Origin of the sequence: Nocardia sp. NPDC005746 (genome assembly GCF_040630785.1) — a bacterium.
In the GTDB taxonomy this organism is placed as follows: Bacteria; Actinomycetota; Actinomycetes; order Mycobacteriales; family Mycobacteriaceae; genus Nocardia.
The window spans coordinates 157,838-175,863 of the sequence record NZ_JBEXYE010000005.1 but is presented as its reverse complement, the minus strand read 5'-3'; the positions used below and the strand labels follow the sequence as shown (position 1 = coordinate 175,863).

The 18,026-nt window shown below is 70.2% G+C and carries 19 protein-coding genes and 2 pseudogenes; 19 read left to right on the top strand and 2 right to left on the bottom strand.

What is annotated here, in order from left to right; translation table 11 throughout:
• Nucleotides 1-50 precede the first annotated feature (50 nt).
• From ABZ412_RS11785 to ABZ412_RS11745, 9 genes are all read left to right on the top strand, one after another.
• Nucleotides 51-1,073, top strand: coding sequence for an ATP-binding cassette domain-containing protein (locus tag ABZ412_RS11785; RefSeq protein WP_357279392.1), 1,023 nt, complete (start codon nucleotides 51-53; stop codon nucleotides 1,071-1,073).
• Nucleotides 1,070-1,831 (top strand): ABC transporter permease, encoded by a 762-nt coding sequence (locus tag ABZ412_RS11780; protein WP_357096211.1) that lies wholly within the window; start codon nucleotides 1,070-1,072, stop codon nucleotides 1,829-1,831. Before ABZ412_RS11785 ends, ABZ412_RS11780 begins: the two co-directional genes overlap by 4 nt.
• 129 nt (nucleotides 1,832-1,960) lie before the next feature.
• Nucleotides 1,961-2,650, top strand: coding sequence for an SDR family oxidoreductase (locus ABZ412_RS11775; protein WP_357279390.1), 690 nt, complete (start codon nucleotides 1,961-1,963; stop codon nucleotides 2,648-2,650).
• The gene (locus ABZ412_RS11770; RefSeq protein WP_357279387.1) at nucleotides 2,647-3,843 is read left to right on the top strand and encodes an S-adenosylmethionine:tRNA ribosyltransferase-isomerase; all 1,197 of its coding nucleotides are present in this window, start codon (nucleotides 2,647-2,649) and stop codon (nucleotides 3,841-3,843) included. The genes ABZ412_RS11775 and ABZ412_RS11770 overlap by 4 nt, the downstream gene beginning before the upstream one ends.
• A 286-nt stretch (nucleotides 3,844-4,129) precedes the next feature.
• Nucleotides 4,130-4,978: a GNAT family N-acyltransferase gene (locus ABZ412_RS11765; protein ID WP_357096203.1), complete on the top strand. Its 849-nt coding sequence runs from the start codon at nucleotides 4,130-4,132 to the stop codon at nucleotides 4,976-4,978.
• Between the two features lie 9 nt (nucleotides 4,979-4,987).
• Nucleotides 4,988-5,926 carry a lysophospholipid acyltransferase family protein gene (locus ABZ412_RS11760; protein ID WP_357279385.1) on the top strand — a complete coding sequence of 313 codons (939 nt, stop codon included), beginning with the start codon at nucleotides 4,988-4,990 and terminating at the stop codon, nucleotides 5,924-5,926.
• 200 nt (nucleotides 5,927-6,126) lie between these two features.
• Nucleotides 6,127-7,101, top strand: coding sequence for a hypothetical protein (locus ABZ412_RS11755; RefSeq protein WP_357279383.1), 975 nt, complete (start codon nucleotides 6,127-6,129; stop codon nucleotides 7,099-7,101).
• 20 nt (nucleotides 7,102-7,121) lie between these two features.
• A complete protein-coding gene (locus ABZ412_RS11750; RefSeq protein WP_357279381.1) occupies nucleotides 7,122-7,736 on the top strand; it encodes a class F sortase in 615 nt (204 codons plus the stop codon).
• Between the two features lie 87 nt (nucleotides 7,737-7,823).
• Complete coding sequence (locus tag ABZ412_RS11745) at nucleotides 7,824-8,447, top strand: VOC family protein (RefSeq protein WP_357279379.1); 624 nt, start codon at nucleotides 7,824-7,826, stop codon at nucleotides 8,445-8,447.
• 12 nt (nucleotides 8,448-8,459) lie between these two features.
• Here the strand turns inward: ABZ412_RS11745 and ABZ412_RS11740 are convergent.
• A pseudogene (locus ABZ412_RS11740) lies at nucleotides 8,460-8,612 on the bottom strand (zinc-binding dehydrogenase); the annotation flags it as partial.
• Nucleotides 8,613-8,625: 13 nt separating this feature from the next.
• Nucleotides 8,626-9,753 (bottom strand): phosphotransferase family protein, encoded by a 1,128-nt coding sequence (locus tag ABZ412_RS11735; protein ID WP_357279377.1) that lies wholly within the window; start codon nucleotides 9,751-9,753, stop codon nucleotides 8,626-8,628.
• Between the two features lie 360 nt (nucleotides 9,754-10,113).
• Between ABZ412_RS11735 and ABZ412_RS11730 the strand changes: the two genes are divergently transcribed.
• The 10 genes and pseudogenes from ABZ412_RS11730 to ABZ412_RS11685 all read left to right on the top strand — a co-directional run bounded on the left by ABZ412_RS11730 (nucleotide 10,114) and on the right by ABZ412_RS11685 (nucleotide 18,023).
• The gene (locus tag ABZ412_RS11730; protein ID WP_357279374.1) at nucleotides 10,114-10,629 is read left to right on the top strand and encodes a hypothetical protein; all 516 of its coding nucleotides are present in this window, start codon (nucleotides 10,114-10,116) and stop codon (nucleotides 10,627-10,629) included.
• A 122-nt stretch (nucleotides 10,630-10,751) separates the two neighbouring features.
• Complete coding sequence (locus ABZ412_RS11725; RefSeq protein WP_357279372.1) at nucleotides 10,752-12,722, top strand: DUF5615 family PIN-like protein; 1,971 nt, start codon at nucleotides 10,752-10,754, stop codon at nucleotides 12,720-12,722.
• A 233-nt stretch (nucleotides 12,723-12,955) separates the two neighbouring features.
• Nucleotides 12,956-13,147, top strand: a pseudogene (locus ABZ412_RS11720) (FAD-dependent monooxygenase); the annotation flags it as partial.
• Between the two features lie 86 nt (nucleotides 13,148-13,233).
• The gene (locus ABZ412_RS11715; RefSeq protein ID WP_357279369.1) at nucleotides 13,234-13,644 is read left to right on the top strand and encodes a hypothetical protein; all 411 of its coding nucleotides are present in this window, start codon (nucleotides 13,234-13,236) and stop codon (nucleotides 13,642-13,644) included.
• Nucleotides 13,620-13,751 carry a hypothetical protein gene (locus ABZ412_RS11710; RefSeq protein WP_357279367.1) on the top strand — a complete coding sequence of 44 codons (132 nt, stop codon included), beginning with the start codon at nucleotides 13,620-13,622 and terminating at the stop codon, nucleotides 13,749-13,751. The genes ABZ412_RS11715 and ABZ412_RS11710 overlap by 25 nt, the downstream gene beginning before the upstream one ends.
• A gap of 78 nt (nucleotides 13,752-13,829) precedes the next feature.
• On the top strand, nucleotides 13,830-14,114 hold the full coding sequence (locus ABZ412_RS11705; protein WP_357279364.1) for a hypothetical protein: 285 nt from the start codon (nucleotides 13,830-13,832) through the stop codon (nucleotides 14,112-14,114).
• Nucleotides 14,115-14,174: 60 nt separating this feature from the next.
• Entirely contained in the window at nucleotides 14,175-15,395 is a 1,221-nt protein-coding gene (locus ABZ412_RS11700) for a cysteine desulfurase family protein (protein WP_357279362.1), read from the top strand.
• Nucleotides 15,396-16,517, top strand: a complete 1,122-nt coding sequence (mnmA, locus tag ABZ412_RS11695) for a tRNA 2-thiouridine(34) synthase MnmA (protein ID WP_357279359.1) — start codon at nucleotides 15,396-15,398, stop codon at nucleotides 16,515-16,517. It abuts the gene before it with no gap.
• Nucleotides 16,514-16,993, top strand: coding sequence for a hypothetical protein (locus tag ABZ412_RS11690; protein WP_357279357.1), 480 nt, complete (start codon nucleotides 16,514-16,516; stop codon nucleotides 16,991-16,993). The genes mnmA and ABZ412_RS11690 overlap by 4 nt, the downstream gene beginning before the upstream one ends.
• Nucleotides 16,986-18,023: a methionine synthase gene (locus ABZ412_RS11685; protein WP_357279355.1), complete on the top strand. Its 1,038-nt coding sequence runs from the start codon at nucleotides 16,986-16,988 to the stop codon at nucleotides 18,021-18,023. The genes ABZ412_RS11690 and ABZ412_RS11685 overlap by 8 nt, the downstream gene beginning before the upstream one ends.
• Nucleotides 18,024-18,026 lie beyond the last annotated feature (3 nt).

Sequence of the window (18,026 nt, the reverse complement as noted above, 5' to 3'; positions counted from 1 at the left end):
TTTTAATAGTCAAGCTTGACTATTTGAAAAGTCGTTTCTACGGTTGTGGTGTGGATACGACAGCACCCGTTCGTGGTGAGCCCACCGACCCGGTGATCCGGGTCCGTGGGCTGGCCCGGACCTTCGCGACCAAAACCGGTGACGTGCAAGCGGTCTCCGGTATCGACTTCGACGTCCGCTACGGGGAGATCATCGGTCTGCTCGGCCCCAACGGCGCGGGCAAGACCACCACCCTGCGCATGATCTCGACCCTGCTCGCCCCCACCGCGGGCGAGGCCACCGTGGTCGGCGCGGACCTGCGCACCGAGGCGCGCACCGTGCGCTCCCGAATCGGGTACGTGCCACAGGGCGGATCGACCGGTGAGACCGAGCTGGTCGAGGACGAATTGATCCTGCAGGCCAGGCTTTTCGGTCTTTCCAAGGCCGAGGCGCAGCGCAATACGGCCGACCTGGCCAAGGCGCTGGAGTTCGACGGCCTGGAGCGGCGCAAGTGCGGGCAGCTCTCCGGCGGTCAGCGCCGGCGGGTCGATATCGCCCTGGGTCTGGTTCACCAGCCCACCCTCATCTACCTCGACGAACCCACCACGGGCCTGGATCCGCAGAGCCGCGCCAACCTGTGGGATCACATCCGGCGGCTGCGCGACGAGGGCACCACGGTCGTGCTGACCACCCACTACCTGGAGGAGGCGGACGCGCTGTGCGACCGCATCCTGGTGATGGATCACGGCACCATCGTCGCCGAGGGCACGCCCGACGAGCTCAAGCGCCGCATCTCCGGTGACGTGATCAGCCTCGAAATCGAGTCCGGCAGTGCCGATCTGGCCATGGACATCGCGCAGGAGGTGCTCGACCTGCGCTCCCGGCTGCGCACCGAGGGGCACGAGAACGGCCACGCCGGAAGGAGTCTCGTGCACCTGACCGTGGAACACGGTGACGCCGCGGTGGTTCCGCTGCTGCGCGCCCTCGGTGATCGCGGCATCACGCCGGGTTCGCTCACGGTCAAGCGCCCCAGCCTCGACGACGTATTCCTCACGCTCACCGGGCGTTCGCTCCGGGAAGGGGACCGGTCATGACATTCCTGCGCGACACGGGGCTGATCTTCTGGTCCCAGCTGCGGGCCAACCTGCGCAATCCGGTGTGGGTGATCATCGGCCTGATGCAGCCGATCATCTATCTGGTGCTGTTCGGGCCGCTGGTGAAGGGCATCGCGCCCGCTCTGGGTCCGGGCGCGGACCCGTGGAAGATCCTGACCCCGGCCCTGGTCATCCAGATCGGTTTGTTCGGTGCCTTGTTCGTCGGCTTCGGCATCGTGGGCGAGCTGCGCGCGGGCGTGGTCGAGCGGCAGCGGGTCACCCCCGCCTCGCGTGGCGCGCTGCTGCTGGGCCGGGTGCTCAAGGACATGGTGGTGCTGGTGGCCCAGGCGCTGGTGCTGGTCGGGGTGGCCGCGCTGGCCTTCGGACTGCGGCCCGACCCGCTGGGACTGGTGCTGTCGCTGGCGCTGATCGCGGTCATGGGCGCGGGTCTGGCGTCCGCTTCCTACGCGCTGGGCCTGTGGGCTCGTTCGGAGGACACCCTGGCCTCACTGCTGAATTCGGTGTCGGTGCCGGTCATGCTGCTGTCGGGCATCCTGCTGCCGATGACGGTGGGGCCGACCTGGTTGCAGAACCTGGCGAAGGTGAATCCGTTCTCGCACACCGTGGACGCGGCGCGAGCGCTGTTCCGCGGTGATTTCGGGGCGCACGAGGTGTACCTGGGGACCGCGGTCACGGTGGCGGTGTCGCTGCTGCTGATCCTGGTCGCCTCGCGCAGTTTCGCGCGGGAGAACGCCTGACCGACGCATCGAGGACACCGCTCATCGCTCCGGCCCGCACGGGTCGGAGCGATGAGCCGTGTCCCCGGTTCTTCGCTGCGGGCGAAAAGTCATTGACCTGAACAGCGCTTCAGGTTTCACGATGGCGGTATGCCTGAGAACACGAGAAGGGCCCTGGTCACCGGGGCGTCGGCGGGCTTCGGCCGGGCGGTCGCGCTCGCGCTCGCCGAGCGGAATTGGGAGCTGATCATCGTCGCGCGCGGCGCGGATCGGCTCGAACGGGTGCGGGCCGCGACCGGCGCGCACGCCATCGCCGGCGATGTCGCCGACCCCGCGGTCCGGGAGCGCGTCGCGGCGGCCGTCGGATCGCGGCGACTGGACCTGGTCCTCAACAACGCCAGCACCCTGGGCCCCAGCCCGCTGCCGAGGCTGGACCGGTACCCCCTCGACGAGCTGGCGACCGTCCTCGACACGAATGTGATCGCGCCCCTGGCGATCCTGCAACTCACCATGCCCGCCCTGCGCATGGCGGGCGGCACCGTGGTGGATATCAGCTCCGACGCGGCCGTGGGCGGCTACGAGGGCTGGGGTGGCTACGGCGCGTCCAAGGCGGCGCTGGACCAACTCACCAATGTCCTCGCCGCCGAGAACCCCACCCTGCGCATCTACAGCTTCGACCCCGGCGACATGCGCACCGAGATGCACCAGGCGGCCTTCCCCGGCGAGGACATCTCCGACCGCCCCGAACCGGAAACCGTTGTCCCGGCCCTGCTGCGCCTCCTGGAAACCCGCCCCCCGAGCGGGCGCTACCTCGCCGCGGACATGCGAGTCGCGCCATGACGATCAGCGCGAATGGGGTGGACGGACCGCAGGCGGCCGCCGAGACGTCGGCGGTTTCGCGGCAGCGGGTCGGCTCGCCGTGGTCCCGCCGGGGCGTCGCTACGGGGCCGCCCAGCCGCGGGAAGTCCGGTGGCGGTGTGGCCCTCGAATCCGCCGCCGTCGATTTCGTCCTGCCGGACGAATTGTCCGCTGCCGCTCCGCCCGAGGCGCGTGGCCTGGCCCGCGACGAGGTGCGACTGCTGGTGTCCGACGGCCCGGCGCTCACCCATGCGCGGTTCCGGGAGCTGCCGTCCTTCCTGCGGCCAGGGGATCTGGTGGTGTTCAACAACTCCGCCATGATCACCGCGGCCGTGGACGCCGAGTACGGCGGTGCGTCGGCGGTCCTGCACTTTTCGACCTGGCTGGACAACGGTGGCTGGGTGGTGGAACTGCGCGACCCGGCGGGTGTCCCGTGGCGCGGGGCAGCGGTGGAAGCCGGTGCGCGCCTCGCGCTTCCGGGCGGTCAGGTCGCCACGATGCGCGCCCCGTGGCTGCCGGACGGGGATCGGCTGTGGGTCGCCGAGGTGGCCGCGGTGCCCGGCGGCATCGATATCGACGTCCGCACGATGCTCGCCCGGCACGGCAGGCCGATCACCTATTCCTATGTGGCAGAGCGCTGGTCGGCGTTCTACTACCGGACGGTCTTCGGGACGGTTCCCGGTAGCGCCGAAATGCCCAGTGCGGGGCGACCTTTCAGTGAGGCGCTGGTGACGGGTCTGATCGCGAGCGGCGTCGGCCTGGCACCGATCACCCTGCATACGGGCGTGTCCTCACCGGAGGCCGGGGAGCCGCCCAGTCCGGAGCGGTTCGAGGTGCCGGAGATGACCGCGCGGCTGGTCGAGGCCACTCGGCGGGCGGGTGGCCGGGTGGTGGCGGTCGGGACCACGGTGACGCGGGCGCTCGAATCCGCCGCCACCGTCGACGGCCGGGTCCTTCCGATGGCCGGGTGGACCGATCTGGTGCTGAGCGCCGACCGCCCGGCGCGGGTGGTGGACGGGCTGATCACCGGGTGGCATGCCCCGGGCGCCTCGCATCTGCATCTGCTGGAAGCGGTGGCGGGCGGGGAGGTGGTCCGCGAGGCGTACCGCGCCGCGCTCGATTCCGGTTATCTGTGGCACGAATTCGGCGACGCCGCCCTCCTCTTCCGGAACTGACCCGCGGCCGTTCCGGAACTGGACCCCCGGGATGCAAGCTTCACCGACGGTGGCGTAGGCTGGCATCTTCCGCGTCGCCGAGGGCTCGCCGCCTGATTCCGGCCCGCGGCAAAGGCTTTCCTACCCGCCGGTACCCATCAGGGATACGAGCGTTTGTCCTGGTAGGGAACGTTCAGAGGCGCTTCGATGAACGTCCGGTGCGGTCTGCGTCGCGTTCACCGGACTGGCATCGGCAGGTAATCCGGCGGACGCTCCGACGCAGTCTGGGACTGGCTTGATCAAGGCTATGACCACCATGGCAGCGTCGAATTCCAGCCTGCTGGCAGCCGCGTCGAAGCCCGCCCCGGAACCGCCCCGCACCACCGGACGGTCCCAGTACTCCCTGGTCGTCTCCTCCGATGCCGAGCATCGTGAGGCCGCGCAGCGCCTGCGCTACCAGGTGTTCGCCAATGAGCCGGGATTCACCATCCCCGACAACGGAACCGGCCTGGACGCCGACCGTTTCGACGACCACTGCGACCACCTGCTGGTGCGCGACGAGCTCACCGATCAGTTCGTCGGCTGCTACCGCATGCTGCCCCCGGACAAGGTGACCGCCGCCGGCGGCTACTACACCGCCACCGAATTCGATTTGGCCGCACTGGATCCCGTCGGTCACCGGATCGTCGAGATGGGCCGCGCCTGTGTGGTTCCCGACCACCGCAACGGCTCGGTGCTGACCCTGATGTGGGCGGGCATCCTGCACTACATCCAGCTCACCGGCTACGACTGGGTGATGGGCTGCGTCTCGGTCCCCATGCGGATGACGCCCGAGGACGAGCCCGGTGTGAACGTGCGCGGCGTGCGCGATCTGCTGCTGCGCAAGCACGCGCTGGACGCGGAACGCCATGTGCGCCCGTACAACCCGGTCGTGGTGGACGGCCGCGGCCTGGACGAGCTGGCGGCCCCGGCCCGTCCGAAGCTGCCGCCGCTGCTGAGCGGCTACCTACGCCTGGGCGCGGAGATCTGCGGCGAGCCCGCCCACGATCCGGAGTTCGCGGTGGCCGACTTCGTCGCGCTGCTCGGCCTCGAGACCATCAACACCCGCTACCTGGAGCGCCTGCAGGGCGCGGCCAACAGCCTGGATGCCCGGTGATATCCCATGATGCCCGCTCTGCTCTCCCCCGAGGCCGGTGCGCTCTCGTGCCCGCCGGCCGAGCCCACCGCCCACTCCTGGATGCCCCACAGCCCGTGCGGCGCTTCGTGTGTCGACTCTCCCGCTGAGGCGGGCACGCTGCGGGTCGCGGCCCGCGTGCTCGGCATCGCGGGGGTGCTGCTGAGTTTCCCGATCGCGCATATCGCCACGCCGCGTCGCCGCCGCACCGGTCTGCAGCGCCGCTATGCGCGAGCCCTGTTGGCGTGCTGCGGAATTCGGGTCCGGATCACCGACGAGCGTGCCGCCGGGGACCGTCGCGACGGCGGTGTCCTGGTGGTGGCCCGCCACATCGGCTGGACCGACATTCTCGCGCTGACCGCCGTGGAGCCCATGGGCTTCGTGGCCCGCGCGGATCTGGTGGAGTGGCCCGCGCTCGGCGACGTGGCCAAGAAGGTGCGGGTCATCCCGATCGATCGGGAACGGCTGCGCCAGCTGCCGTCGGTCATCGAGACCATGGCGGCCCGGCTCTCCGCCGGGGACCGCGTCTGCTTCTTCCCCGAGGGCACCACCTGGTGCGGTCGCGCGCACGGCACGCTGCGGCCCGCGCTGTTCCAGGCGGCCGTCGATTCCGGTGCGCCGGTGCAGCCGCTGCGGCTGCGGTATGTGAACGCCGCGGGCGAACTGTCCACAGTCCCCGGCTTCGTCGGCGTGGACTCGCTGGCGGACTCGTTCCGGCGGGTGTTGCGGTCCAAGGGCGTGGTCGCCGAGATCACCTTGCGGCCGCAACTGCTCCCGGACGCCGACCGGCACGAGCTGGCGCGGCGCTGTGAGCAGGAGCTGGAGGGCGACACCGTCGACCGTGCCTTCACCGATGTGATCCACGGCTCGGAGCACCTCGCAGCTATCGGTACCGGGGCGACGCGGCAGGCCGCGGTCGACCGGGTGTGATTCGGATCAATTTCACAGGGTATTAGGGGATTTCACCGGTTTGCGCTGAATGTCCGTTAGGGGGTCGCGCAGTCGTTCGGTCTCGGGACCCCCTAATTATCGCTAGTTCTCAGCTTCCAGGCCGACCAGTCGGTAACGCCCGGCCCGCGTGATTCGACGGCAAGGCAATCGAATAACGACGTCTGGAAGCGAATACATCAATGTCGGCAAGGACATTCCCGGCTGCCGTGGTCATCGCCGCGGCCGTAGCTCTCTGCGCGCCGTCAGCCACCGCTGACCCCACGACCACCGCGCCCGCCCCGGGCCTCGGCCTCGGCGTCGATGTCAATGTCGGCCCGGGCGGGCTCGGCGTCGACGTGAACACCGGAGCCCACGTGGGCGGAAACGCCGGTGGCGGTGTGCAGGTCGGTGGTAACACGCAGGCCGGTGGCAATGCCAATGGTGGCGTCCAGGCGGGCGGTAATACGCAGGCCGGCGGGAATGCCAATGGTGGCGTGCAGGTCGGCGGTAATACGCAGGCCGGTGGCAATGCCAATGGTGGCGTGCAGGTCGGCGGTAATACGCAGGCCGGTGGCAATGCCAATGGTGGCGTGCAGGTCGGCGGCAATACGCAAGCCGGCGGAAACGCGGGCGGCGGCGTGGATGTCGGCGGTGGCGTCCAGACGGGCGGAAACGCCGGTGGCGGCATCGATATCGGTGGCGGTGTGCAGACCGGCGGGAATGCCAACGGTGGTCTGGATATCGGTGGGGGCGTGCAGACCGGCGGCAACGCCAATGGCGGCCTGGATATCGGTGGGGGCGTGCAGACCGGCGGCAACGCCAATGGCGGCGTGCAGATCGGCGGGGGCGTGCAGACCGGTGGCAATGCCAACGGTGGCGTGCAGATCGGCGGCGGTGTCCAGACCGGTGGCAATGCCAACGGCGGTGTGCAGGTCGGCGGCAACACGAATATCGGTGGCGAGGCGCAGGGCGGCGGCCTGGGCGGCGTCGACCTGACCGTGTCCGGCGGCGCGGCCGCGGGCGCGGATGTGGTGAACGGCATGACGATTCCGGTCGGCGCGAGCACCGGCATCCCCGGCGGCATCGCGGCGACCGACGCGGTCCCGGCGGGCGGCTACAAGATCCCGAAGGGCGCGCCGGAGACCGGTGCCGGTGGCATGGCGGGCGCCCGATGATGACCGGACGCCGAAACACGATGAGCACGAAGCCGGTCCGCCGCAGACCGTTGGCCGCCGTGGCCGCGGTGCTGGCGGTCACCGCGGCCCTGGTCTCGGGCTGCGGATCCTCCGGCGGTTCGGACGCGCCGTCGACTTCGCGGGTGCCGACCACGGTCGCGGTGCAGACGGCCGGGTCGATCACCCGGTCCACCCCGGTGTCGTTCGCGATTCCCTCGATCAATGCCGCCGGATCGCTGATCTCGGTGGGCCTCAATGCCGATGGCTCGGTCCAGGTGCCCGCCGACTATCAGCAGGCCGCCTGGTACCAGCAGGGTCCGGCCCCGGGGGAGCAGGGCTCGTCGGTCATCCTCGGCCACGTCGACTCCTACAAGGGCCCGGGAGTGTTCTTCGCCCTGAAGAAGGTCAAGAAGGACGACATGATCGACGTGACCCGCGCCGACGGTAAGGTCGCGCACTTCAAGGTCACCGATGTGCGGATGTACCTGAAGTCGGAGTTCCCCGACCAGACCGTGTTCGGCCCTCGTGGCGGCGCGACCCTGCAGGTCGTCACCTGCGGCGGCGATTTCGACAAGAACGCCAAGAGCTACCTGTCGAACGTGGTCGTCTTCTCCTCGCTGGACTCGGTGACCTAGCTGGGAGTGACGGAGCCCACCGCGCGGTCGCGGACTGATCAGGAATCGAGAAGCACTGGTCAGGCCCGCGACCGTAGCGTCGTGGACATGACCTCCATCGAATTCATCACTCTCGATGTCGCCGATCCCGAGGCGGCCGCGCACTTCTACGCCGCCGCCTTCGGCCTGGACACCGAGCTGCGGTTCCGCGCCGCCCAGGAGCCCAGCACGGGCTTCCGCGGCTACACCCTGTCCCTGACCGTCGCCCAGCCGGCGGACGCCGACGCCTACCTCGACGCGGCCGTCGCCGCGGGCGCGACGGTGCTGAAGCCCGCGGCCAAGTCGATGTGGGGCTACGGCGGCGTGGTCCAGGCCCCCGACGGCGCGATCTGGAAGGTCGCCACCTCCGCCAAGAAGAACTCGGGCCCCGCGACCAAGCGTTTCGAGTCCCTGGTCCTGCTGCTCGGCGTCGCGAATATCGGTGCCGCCAAGCGCTTCTACGTCGACCACGGCCTGCCCGTGGCCAAGAGCTTCGGTCCCGTGTACGTCGAATTCGATACCGGCTCGGGCCCGATCAAGCTGGCCCTGTACAAGCGCCGCGCACTCGCCAAGGACGCGGGCGTGCCCGCCGACGGCACCGGCTCCCACCGGCTCACCATCGGCGGCTCCGAAACCTTCACCGACCCCGACGGTTTCGCCTGGACGCCCGCCACCCAGCCCGCCGATCGGTGATCCGCGGCGCGGTCAGGGCACGATGACGGCGCGGCCCCGCAGCGTGCCCGCCGCGAGTCGCCGATGGGCCTCGGGCGCTTCGTCGAGGCCGAATCGCTCGACCGCGATCTCGAGCACGCCGTCGTGCCCGAGGTCGACCAGTTCGATCAGCTCGCGGCGAGAGCCCCCGGGCCCGGTCTCAGTCCCAGGCGTAGGTGCCGTCGAGCAGGGCTTCCAGTAGCGGGCGGTGCATGACGAAGTCGTCGCGGTCCTCGGGTTCGGTGGTTTCGCCGAAGTGGATCATGCGCCGCCAGACGCGGGCCATGACGATGCCGTGGCGCAGTGCGGCGTACAGGAGATACCAGTCCATGTCCTGTGGCGCGTGGCCGGTGCGCTCGGTGTAGAGCCGCTCGACGTCGCTGCGCCGCAGGAAGTCCGGCAGCCCGGGCTGGTCGAAGCGGACGGCCATGTCCTGGAAGAACCGGTGCATGAAGATCGGCCACGCCACGTCGAGTTCGCGCGGGCCGATGGCGGCCATCTCCCAGTCCAGCACCGCGGTCGGGTCGCCGCCGTCGAACATGATGTTGCCGGGCCGGGCGTCACCCCAGGTGAGCACGTCCGCGCCGGATTCGGTCGGCCAGTTGCGCTCGAGCCAGTCGAAAGCGCGCTCCAGCACGGGGATTCCGAAACCGTCGCGGGCGAGCGCCCAGTCGTACCAGTCGCGCTGGGCCTGGAAGTGGCTGCGCAGCGCCGAGCCGTCCCCGGCCAGCATGGGGAAGCGCCGGGAGGGTTCGTCGATGGCGTGCACCTGCGCGATCACCTCGACGGTGTGGCGGGTGATCGCCGCCCGCTCCTCGGGTGTGGCGTCGAACAGCCAGCCGGTGAAGACGTAGGGCGGATTATCCTCGCAGACCCGCCCGGCGACGCGGCCCATGACGAGGAACGGTGAGCCGAGTACGCCGGGATCGGTTTCCAGCCAGTGCAGTTCGGGCAGCGGTGCGTCGACCGCGTCGGCCACACCCGACATGACGGCGAACTGTGTTTCCAGATCGTAGGTTTCGAACAGCGGGAACGAATCCGCCTCGGGGGCGAGCCGTGCCACGAACCGCCCGCCGCGGGATTCCCCGCCGACGCTCCACTCGGCGTCGAAAAGCAATGTGGCGCTCGACATCCCGCCGCCATTGGGCTTGACCAGGCCGGTGACCCGCGGCGTGGCGTCGGCGTCGACGCGCGTGGCCAGCCAGTGTTCCAGCAGTACCGTCAGCTCGTCGTTGTCGCGGTCGGAAACCGTGAGTTTCCAACTCTGGTCGGGCGCGGGGGCGGACATCTGCGGAGTTCCTCCTGGAGCGAAGAGCGAGTGAGCCGAGCCGTGCTCTCGGGGACTGTAACGCGTTCTAATTTGGTTGCGAAACTGCCGCGTCGCATGCTCCGGTAGGCGGGACTCAAGTTGATATTCAGCATATTTGCACCATTCACCTGAGTCGACCGGAAATTGTCACTTGATGTAACACGTATCAGATTGCCAAAATGCGGCACTGCGAGCGCAGGGTGTGTTTTGTGGCCAGGTTCGCATTTGCTGCGCGGTTTCCGCGCGAGTTGTCTACCGTCATGAATGTGCGCCGGTCATGTGGCCGACGGAAGGGGGCGAGGCGCAGTGACAACAGGATTGGCTTGCCCCAGTTGGTGTATGGTGCACGAGGAGACCGATCCGCCGGGAGTCGACAGCGGGGGAACGCATTTCGGCCTGATGCTCGACATCGATGACGTATCGAATTCGACATCAGCGGGTTTCGTGCAGTTGCGGGCGACCGGTGAGGAGCTGCGACACCGGCGGGTGGACCTGGTGTTCGCCCCGCATCTGTGGGTCGAGATGACCGACGAGCAGGCCTCCGATATCGCGCGGGCGTTGTGTGCCGGAGCGGCGCTGTGTGATCGGACCGTCGACTCCCCGGCTCGCTGTCCGGCCTGGTGCCGCTGCCACGACGATCCCGAGGGCTGGGTGCACTACGGTCCGAAGCGGGTGGTGGAGGTATCGGGCGAGCTGCGCTCGGTGGAGATCCAGCTGTGCGCCTTCAATTGCGGCCATGACCGCAGGCTCATCATCGAATTCACCGTCGGCCATGACGAGATCGTGGAATTCGCCCCGGCCGCCGCGCGCCGGATCGCCGCCCATTTGATGGAAGCCGCCGACCTGCTGGCTTGACGGCCTGGATTGTCGACTGTCCGACCGGGTGTTCGCCTACGATAGCTGGTGATTTGCGAGCTGTGGTCGCTTGCGTTCGTGCATGGGCCTGATCGTTCCTTCTCACGGCAAAGGGGATCGGTGTGCGAAACATAGGTTTGTCCAGTTCGGTCCGGTTGCGCAGGGCAGCGCTGCTCGGCTGCTCCGCGAGCCTCGGCGTCGCCCTGCTGGTGGCGCCGGCGCAGGCCCAGGTGTCCGGGGCCGAGGAGATCGCCCGGAAGTACGAGCAGTTCGGCGGCACCGGATCGTTGCTCGGCAATCCGTCCGGTGACGTCCGCGAGGTGGCGGGCGGCGCGGTCCGCGACTATGCGGGCGGCGCGATCTACTACTCGCAGCCCACCGGCGCGCATATCCTCTACGGCGACATCCTGGCCGACTATCGGCAACTCGGCGGGCCCGGCGGCGATCTCGGCTTCCCCGCCAACGACGAATCGATGACGCCCGGAGACACCGGACGGTTCAACGACTTCTCCGCGCCCGACGGCGCGGCCATCTACTGGACGCCCCGGCAGTCGTGGGTGGTCCGCGGCCCGATGCTCGCGGCCTACCGCAAGCTGGGCGGACCGGCCGCCGAGCTCGGCTTCCCGGCCGCCGCCGCGACCGTCGACGCCGACGGCACCGTCACCCAGAAGTTCACCGGCGACAATGGCGCCGCGGAGATCTCCTGGAACCCGCAGCGCGGATTCGGCACGGTACCAGGCGGTTTGGCCGCCGGGTTGGCCGGTTTGTCGGTGCCCGGCGTGGTCGGTCAGCTCCCCGGCGGCACGGTGAACCTGCCGGAGGGCTCGGTGAACCTGCCCGGCGGCACGGTGCGGCTCCCGGACGGATCGATCAGTTTGCCGGACGGTAGCTTCCAGCTGCCGAATGGGAATGTCGTGCTGCCCGACGGCTCCATCAAGCTCCCCGACGGCTCGATCACCTTGCCGGAGAACGCGGTCCGGCTGCCCGACGGGTCGCTGCGGTATGCGAACGGTCTGATCCGGATGCCGGACGGTGTGCTCGAGCTGCCCGACGGCGCGGTGCGGCTGCCCGACGGCACCGTGAAGATGCCGGACGGTTCGATCGTGTTTCCCAGTGGCGGTGTGAAGATGCCCGACGGGTCCTTCGAGCTCCCGGGGATGTCGGCGCCGAGCACCGGCCAGGCCGAGGGCTGGTTCACCAAGTTCAAGGACGATATGGGCTGGTGGTGGCTGATCGCGCTGCTGGCCATCGCGGCAGCGATCATCGGACTGCTCGCCCTGCTGGTGTGGGCGTGGCGGAAGTTCCGGGACGGCAATGGATCCGGCCGCACGAGTGCCACGGTCGCCCCGGCCACGCCCGTGGGTGATGTCAAGGGCCTGGTAGCGGAGGTGCAGAGCAACACGATGCGCATGACGGGTGGCGGATTGGACGCGCGGGGCGGCGGGCTCGATGTGCGGGGCACCGCATCCCGGGCTGCGGGCGCGGTCGGTGACCCCGCCGCGGGCACCGGCAACCTGGGCAGGAAGGCGGGTCTGGCAGCCGCGGGAGCGCCCGGCGCCGGAGCCGTCGGCGTGGCCGGGCTCGGCAGGCGCGGCAGGATGACCACCGCGCCGCTGACGGCCGACCCCGAGCTGGACACCATGCTCCGCGGTCTGGGTGACGGCGCCGTCCTCGACATCACCTACGGCGAAGCGTTGCAGGGTCTTTCGCCGGTGGTGGTCGGCACCAAGCTGCTGGTCGACGAGAACCTGAGCCCCAGGCTGGCCGAACGGCTGGAGGCCGCGGGCTATGACGTGGCCCACGCGCGGGACATCGGCCTGTTCGGTGGCGACAACCGGCGGGCGTTGGAGCAGGCGAAGTCGAGCGGCCGCGCTCTGGTGACCGCCGAGCGGACCTGCATTCCCGATCTCGTCGCGGGCACGTCGGTGCCGAGCGTGGTGCTGCTGCACTCGGCGGACGCCACGATCGACGATCAGGTGACGGTCCTGAAGCAGGCGCTGCCGCGGCTGAACCAGCTGCTGTCCGGTGGCGCCCTGGCGGTGCTGTCGGAGCAGCGGATCCACGCGTGGCGTCTGCCGTCGTCGCGCGGCTAGGTTCGAATTCACCGGTTCTCCCGTGGCGCTGGTGCCGATGCGTTCGCATCGGCGCCGGCGCCATTTCTTTTGTGCGACTTGTACTTTTTGTGAAGAATGCGCGGCGCGCCCGCGACGCGTGATGCGAAGCAATCCCGTATTCGACTCGTCAAGCCCAGTGACATCGGCCCGGCATTCGTCTGCGTCACCACTTTCCTTTCGATTAGGACGGTTTCGTGAACAACGTGGAGTCGATGGGTCGCGAGAATGGCGACATCGACACCGAGGTGGTCATTGTGGGCGCGGGACCCGCGGGCCTGGTCCTGGCGAACCTGCTGCTCGCGGCGGGCATCGCGTGCACGATCCTGGAGCGGCGGAGTCGGCACCGGGCCGAGAATCGTTCCCGAGCAGGGTTTTTGGCACCGGACGCGGTCGCGGTGCTGCGTGCGCACGGACTGGCGTCCGGTCTGGATCGTCACGGTCGCGAGCACGATGTCTGCGAATTCCGCGGGCCCGAGGTCGGGTTCGAATTGTGTTATGGGAAGCGGGGTTTCGACCGACCGGCTGGCTGCCACCCCCAGGCGCCTCGGTCGCCGCCCTGGCCGAGTTGCCCGCCACCGATGTCGACAACCTGTCCCGGCTGCTCCGCTACCTCTGCGAACTCGACATCGTCCGGGTCTGCGGCGAGGGCTACGAACTCACCGACTCCGGCGCACTGCTGTCGAGCACGGCCGCCCGCTCCCTGCAACCGCTCGCCCGCCTGTACGGGGGAGCGTTCTCCGGGTCCTTCGCCCACCTCGACCATGCGGTCCGTACCGGCGCCGCCGGTTTCGACCATCACTTCGGCAGCCATCACTTCGACTACGTCTCCTCCCCGACGACGACGCCCCGTCCCTCGCTCCCGCCTGGGGCGTCCACATGCTCTGCAATGTCGGCACCCTGACCCACTACCGCGACCTGGCCGCGCCCGTCGGCCTCGTGGTGGTTCGGGTCTGCTCGCTGCTTTTGGACTTCTCGATGATCGAGCTGAGCCGCCCGCCCGGCCGCTGACAGCCTCGAGCACTCGGCGGTCTCCGCTGTCAGCGCGCGGTCGGCGGGCTGTCAGCGGCCGCCGCCATCGTCGTGTGCGTGCCGGAGCGACGGCACACCACCACGAAGGAGGACACCATGAACAACCCGGCGATCGCGCGGCTGGAAACGCTGGCGCATCGGATGGAGCCGACCGCACGGGTCGACCGCGACGCGCGGGACTGGCTGACCGAGGTGCGGACCGCCATCCTCGAACTGCGGCAGCAGCCCACGCCCGGGTCCCGATCGGGCGGCGGCCTCCTGGAGTCGGTCGGTGAGGGCCTGGCCCTGGGCGCGGGCTTCGCCGTCGGCGAGGAGATCGTCGAGGACCTGTTCGACTGGTGAACCGGCCCACGGGTATGGCGGGAATACCGACGCGACGGCGGCGGCTATCCTTGGACGGTCATGAAGTCGGCTTTCCCGGGTCCGGTCGGTGCCCAGACGGTCTACCTCGATCACGCGGCGACTACCCCGATGTTCCCGGTCGCGGTCGAGGCCATGTGTGCTGCGCTGGGGGTGACGGGCAACGCCTCGTCGCTGCACGGGTCGGGACGGGCCGCACGGCGGCTGCTCGAGGAGGCTCGGGAGTCGATCGCGGCGGGGCTCGGGGCGCGGCCCTCGGAGGTGATCTTCACCTCGGGCGGGACCGAGAGCGACAATCTCGCCGTCAAGGGGATCTACTGGGCGCGCCGTGACGCCGACCCGAAGCGGAACCGGATCCTGGTGAGCGCGGTCGAGCATCACGCGGTGCTGGACACCGTGGAATGGCTCGAACAGCACGAGGGCGCGCGGGTCACGTGGCTGGAGTGCGACGCCGAGGGCGTCGTGTCGCCGCGCACACTGCGGGCCGCGCTGGCCGCGTACGCCGAGGAGACGGCGCTGGTCAGTGTCATGTGGGCCAACAACGAGGTCGGGACGATCCAGCCGATCCGGGAATTGGCCGCGGTGGCACAGGAGTTCGACGTGCCGATGCACAGCGACGCGGTGCAGGCGGCCGCCCAGCTGCCCATCGATTTCGCGGCCAGCGGGCTGGCGGCGGCCAGTTTCGCCGGGCACAAGGTCGGCGGGCCGCACGGGGTCGGGGTGCTGCTGCTGGGCCGGCAGGTGCCCGCGGTGCCGCTGCTGCACGGCGGCGGGCACGAGCGGGATCTGCGCTCAGGCACCTCGGACGTGCCCGCGGCGGTGAGCCTGGCGGCCGCCCTCCGCGAGACCGTGGCGGGCCTGGAGCTGCGCGCGGTGGAATTGGAGCGGCTGCGGGACCGGCTCATCGACGGCGTGCGCGCCATCGTGCCGGACGCGGTGCTCAACGGCGGGACCGGTGAGCGGCGACTGCCGGGCAACGCCCACTTCACGTTCCCGGGCTGCGAGGGCGACTCACTGCTGATGCTGCTCGACGCCGCCGGGATCGAATGCTCGACCGGATCCGCGTGCAATGCCGGAGTCGCCGGACCCTCCCATGTGCTGCTGGCCATGGGCGTGGAACCGGGCCGCGCGCGTGGATCTCTGCGATTCTCATTGGGACACGATTCGACCGACGCCGATATCGACGCCCTGCTGGCCGCGCTGCCGCAGGTGGTCGAGCGGGCGAAGGCGGCCGGACTGGCCGGAGCGAAGGGAGGCTTCTAGATGCGAGTACTTGCCGCGATGAGTGGTGGCGTGGATTCCGCCGTGGCGGCCGCCCGCGCCGTGGACGCCGGACACGAGGTGGTCGGCGTGCACCTGGCGCTGTCGGCGAGCCCGGGCACGCTACGCACCGGATCGCGCGGCTGCTGCTCGAAGGAGGACGCCGGTGACGCCCGGCGGGCCGCCGACGTGCTCGGAATCCCGTTCTACGTCTGGGATTTCGCCGACCGGTTCAAGGAGGACGTGATCGACGACTTCGTCGCCGCGTACGCCGCCGGCGAGACCCCCAACCCGTGCCTGCGCTGCAACGAGAAGATCAAGTTCTCGGCGCTGGCCGACCGCGCGGCGGCGCTCGGCTTCGACGCCGTCGTCACCGGGCACTACGCCCGCTTGGCGGACGGCGTGCTGCGCCGGGCCGTGGACGCGGACAAGGACCAGTCGTACGTGCTGGCCGTGCTGACCGCGGATCAGCTCTCGCGCGCCATGTTCCCGGTCGGCGACACCCCGAAGCCGCAGATCCGCGCCGAGGCCGCCGAACGCGGGCTGGCCGTCGCCGACAAGCCCGACAGCCACGACATCTGCTTCATCCCCTCCGGTGACACCCAGGCCTTCCTGGGCGCGAAGATCGGCATCCGCCCGGGCGCGGTGCTCGACGCCGACGGCACCAAGCTCGCCGACCACGAGGGCGTGCACGGGTTCACCATCGGCCAGCGCAAGGGTCTGGGCCTGCCCGGCCCGGCCGCCGACGGCAAGCCGCGCTACGTCACCGGCATCGACCCCGACACCGGCGACGTGCACGTGGGTTCGGCCAAGGACCTCGAGGTGTGGACGGTGCTCGCCGACCGCGCCATCTGGACGTCGGGCGAAACCCCTTCCGGCCCCATCGAATGCGTCGCCCAGGTGCGGGCCCACGGCGGCACCGCCCCCGCGGTCGCCGAGGCCGTCGACGGCGGCCTGGTAGTGCGGCTGAGAGAGCCGCTGACCGGGGTGGCCCGCGGCCAGGCCGTGGTCCTCTACCGCCCCGACACCGACGGTGACGAGGTGCTGGGCAGCGGCACCATCTCCGGCACCGAACGCGAACCGCACTCGTACGCAAGCGAACTGGTCTCGGATAGCGCCCGGTGAGCGACCGTCCCTCGCGCAGCGGCGCGAAGTCCTATGTGGCACGACAGATCCGGCCCGTTCTCGGTGGCCGGATCGTGTGGCGCACCGGTCTGGCGCAACCGGCCGGTCTGCGGCCCAAGCGCGGCCCCGGCAAGGTCCGGCTCGGCAAGGGCGCCAATCGGGCCTCGGCCGACCCGGTGGGGCAGCCCGCCCGCGCCGATACCGGCGAATTCCAGCCCGGCGAAGCGCAACCCGGCCCCGAGGGCCCGCACGACGCCGGGACCGGACCCTCGTCGGACCGCAACCCCGACCATTCCGGGCGCAAGCGCGCCGTGACCGTCCGGGTCGCCCCCTACGCCGAACGCGGCCGCATCCCCACCGGCGCGCCCGCAGAGGGCACCGCGGGCAAGACCTGGGACTGGTTCGTCAACACGACCTGCTGGGACTGGTACACGAACTCGAGCGGGAAGACCGATCGCGGCGATGCCGGTGAGTGACAACGCCTTCGCGCTGCCCGGCGGCACCGCGACCGGCGTCGGTTCGTGGCCGGGCGCCGACCCGCGCGAGGCGGCGGCGACCGTGGTGGGGGAACTGGGTCAGCTGCCGCACCTGGTCGAACTGCCCGCCCGCGGTATGGGCGCGGACATGATCGGACGGGTCTCCGGGCTGCTGGTGGACATGCAGTTCGACAGCACCACCCGCGGATACCGGCTGGGCGCGCGGCCCGGCGCGGTCTCGCGGCGCGCCAGCGACCTGTTGCGCACCGATCTGGACGCGCTCGAAGAGGCCTGGGAGACCGGCGGTTTGGCCGGATCCGGTCACCCGGTGAAGGTGCAGGTGGCGGGCCCGCTGTCGGTCGCCGCGGAGGTCGAACTGCCCGGCGGGCATCGCATCCTCACCGATTCCGGTGCGCTGCGCGACCTTTCGGAGTCCCTGGCCGAGGGCATCGCCAATCACGTCGCCGAGGTCTCCAAGCGACTCGGCACGCAGGTGATCCTCCAGATCGACGAACCCCACCTGACGGCCGTCCTGAGCGGGACGCTGAAGGGCGTGAGCGTCCTGAACACGGTGCGCGCCATGCCCGAACCCGAGGCCCTGCACGTGCTCGACACCGTGGCCGCGTGGCAGTCGGTCCCGGTCCTGATTCACTCCTGCGCCGACCGCCCCGCGCTCGGCTTCCTGCGCAAGTCCGCCGCGAGCGCGATCGGGTTCGACCTGGCCGCGATCGGCACCCGGGACCTGGACCGCGTCGGCGAATTGCTGGACGCCGGAAAGCATCTGGTCCTCGGCCTGGTCTCCACCGCCGATCCGGCCAAGCCGGTCACCTGGCGTGACATCGCCGAACCCGGTGTGCGCCTGATCGACCGCCTCGGTTTTCCCCGCCGCCTGCTCGCCGACCAGATCCTGGTCTCCCCGGCCTGCGGCCTGGCCGGCGCTTCCTTGTCCTGGGCCCGCCGCGCGGTGAGCCTGGCCGCGGAGACCGCCCGCGCCTACGCCGACGAGCCCGAGGCCCTCACCTTCGAGTAGCCG

Excerpts from the sequence above, each read along its gene's own strand:
- ABZ412_RS11780 (WP_357096211.1), top strand. The coding sequence starts at position 1,070 with ATGACATTCCTGCGCGACACGGGGCTGATCTTCTGGTCCCAGCTGCGG.
- ABZ412_RS11775 (WP_357279390.1), top strand. The coding sequence starts at position 1,961 with ATGCCTGAGAACACGAGAAGGGCCCTGGTCACCGGGGCGTCGGCGGGC.
- ABZ412_RS11770 (WP_357279387.1), top strand. The coding sequence starts at position 2,647 with ATGACGATCAGCGCGAATGGGGTGGACGGACCGCAGGCGGCCGCCGAG.
- ABZ412_RS11765 (WP_357096203.1), top strand. The coding sequence starts at position 4,130 with ATGACCACCATGGCAGCGTCGAATTCCAGCCTGCTGGCAGCCGCGTCG.
- ABZ412_RS11760 (WP_357279385.1), top strand. The coding sequence starts at position 4,988 with ATGCCCGCTCTGCTCTCCCCCGAGGCCGGTGCGCTCTCGTGCCCGCCG.
- ABZ412_RS11755 (WP_357279383.1), top strand. The coding sequence starts at position 6,127 with ATGTCGGCAAGGACATTCCCGGCTGCCGTGGTCATCGCCGCGGCCGTA.
- ABZ412_RS11750 (WP_357279381.1), top strand. The coding sequence starts at position 7,122 with ATGAGCACGAAGCCGGTCCGCCGCAGACCGTTGGCCGCCGTGGCCGCG.
- ABZ412_RS11745 (WP_357279379.1), top strand. The coding sequence starts at position 7,824 with ATGACCTCCATCGAATTCATCACTCTCGATGTCGCCGATCCCGAGGCG.
- ABZ412_RS11735 (WP_357279377.1), bottom strand. The coding sequence starts at position 9,753 with ATGTCCGCCCCCGCGCCCGACCAGAGTTGGAAACTCACGGTTTCCGAC.
- ABZ412_RS11730 (WP_357279374.1), top strand. The coding sequence starts at position 10,114 with ATGGTGCACGAGGAGACCGATCCGCCGGGAGTCGACAGCGGGGGAACG.
- ABZ412_RS11710 (WP_357279367.1), top strand. The coding sequence starts at position 13,620 with ATGCTCTGCAATGTCGGCACCCTGACCCACTACCGCGACCTGGCCGCG.
- ABZ412_RS11700 (WP_357279362.1), top strand. The coding sequence starts at position 14,175 with ATGAAGTCGGCTTTCCCGGGTCCGGTCGGTGCCCAGACGGTCTACCTC.
- mnmA (WP_357279359.1), top strand. The coding sequence starts at position 15,396 with ATGCGAGTACTTGCCGCGATGAGTGGTGGCGTGGATTCCGCCGTGGCG.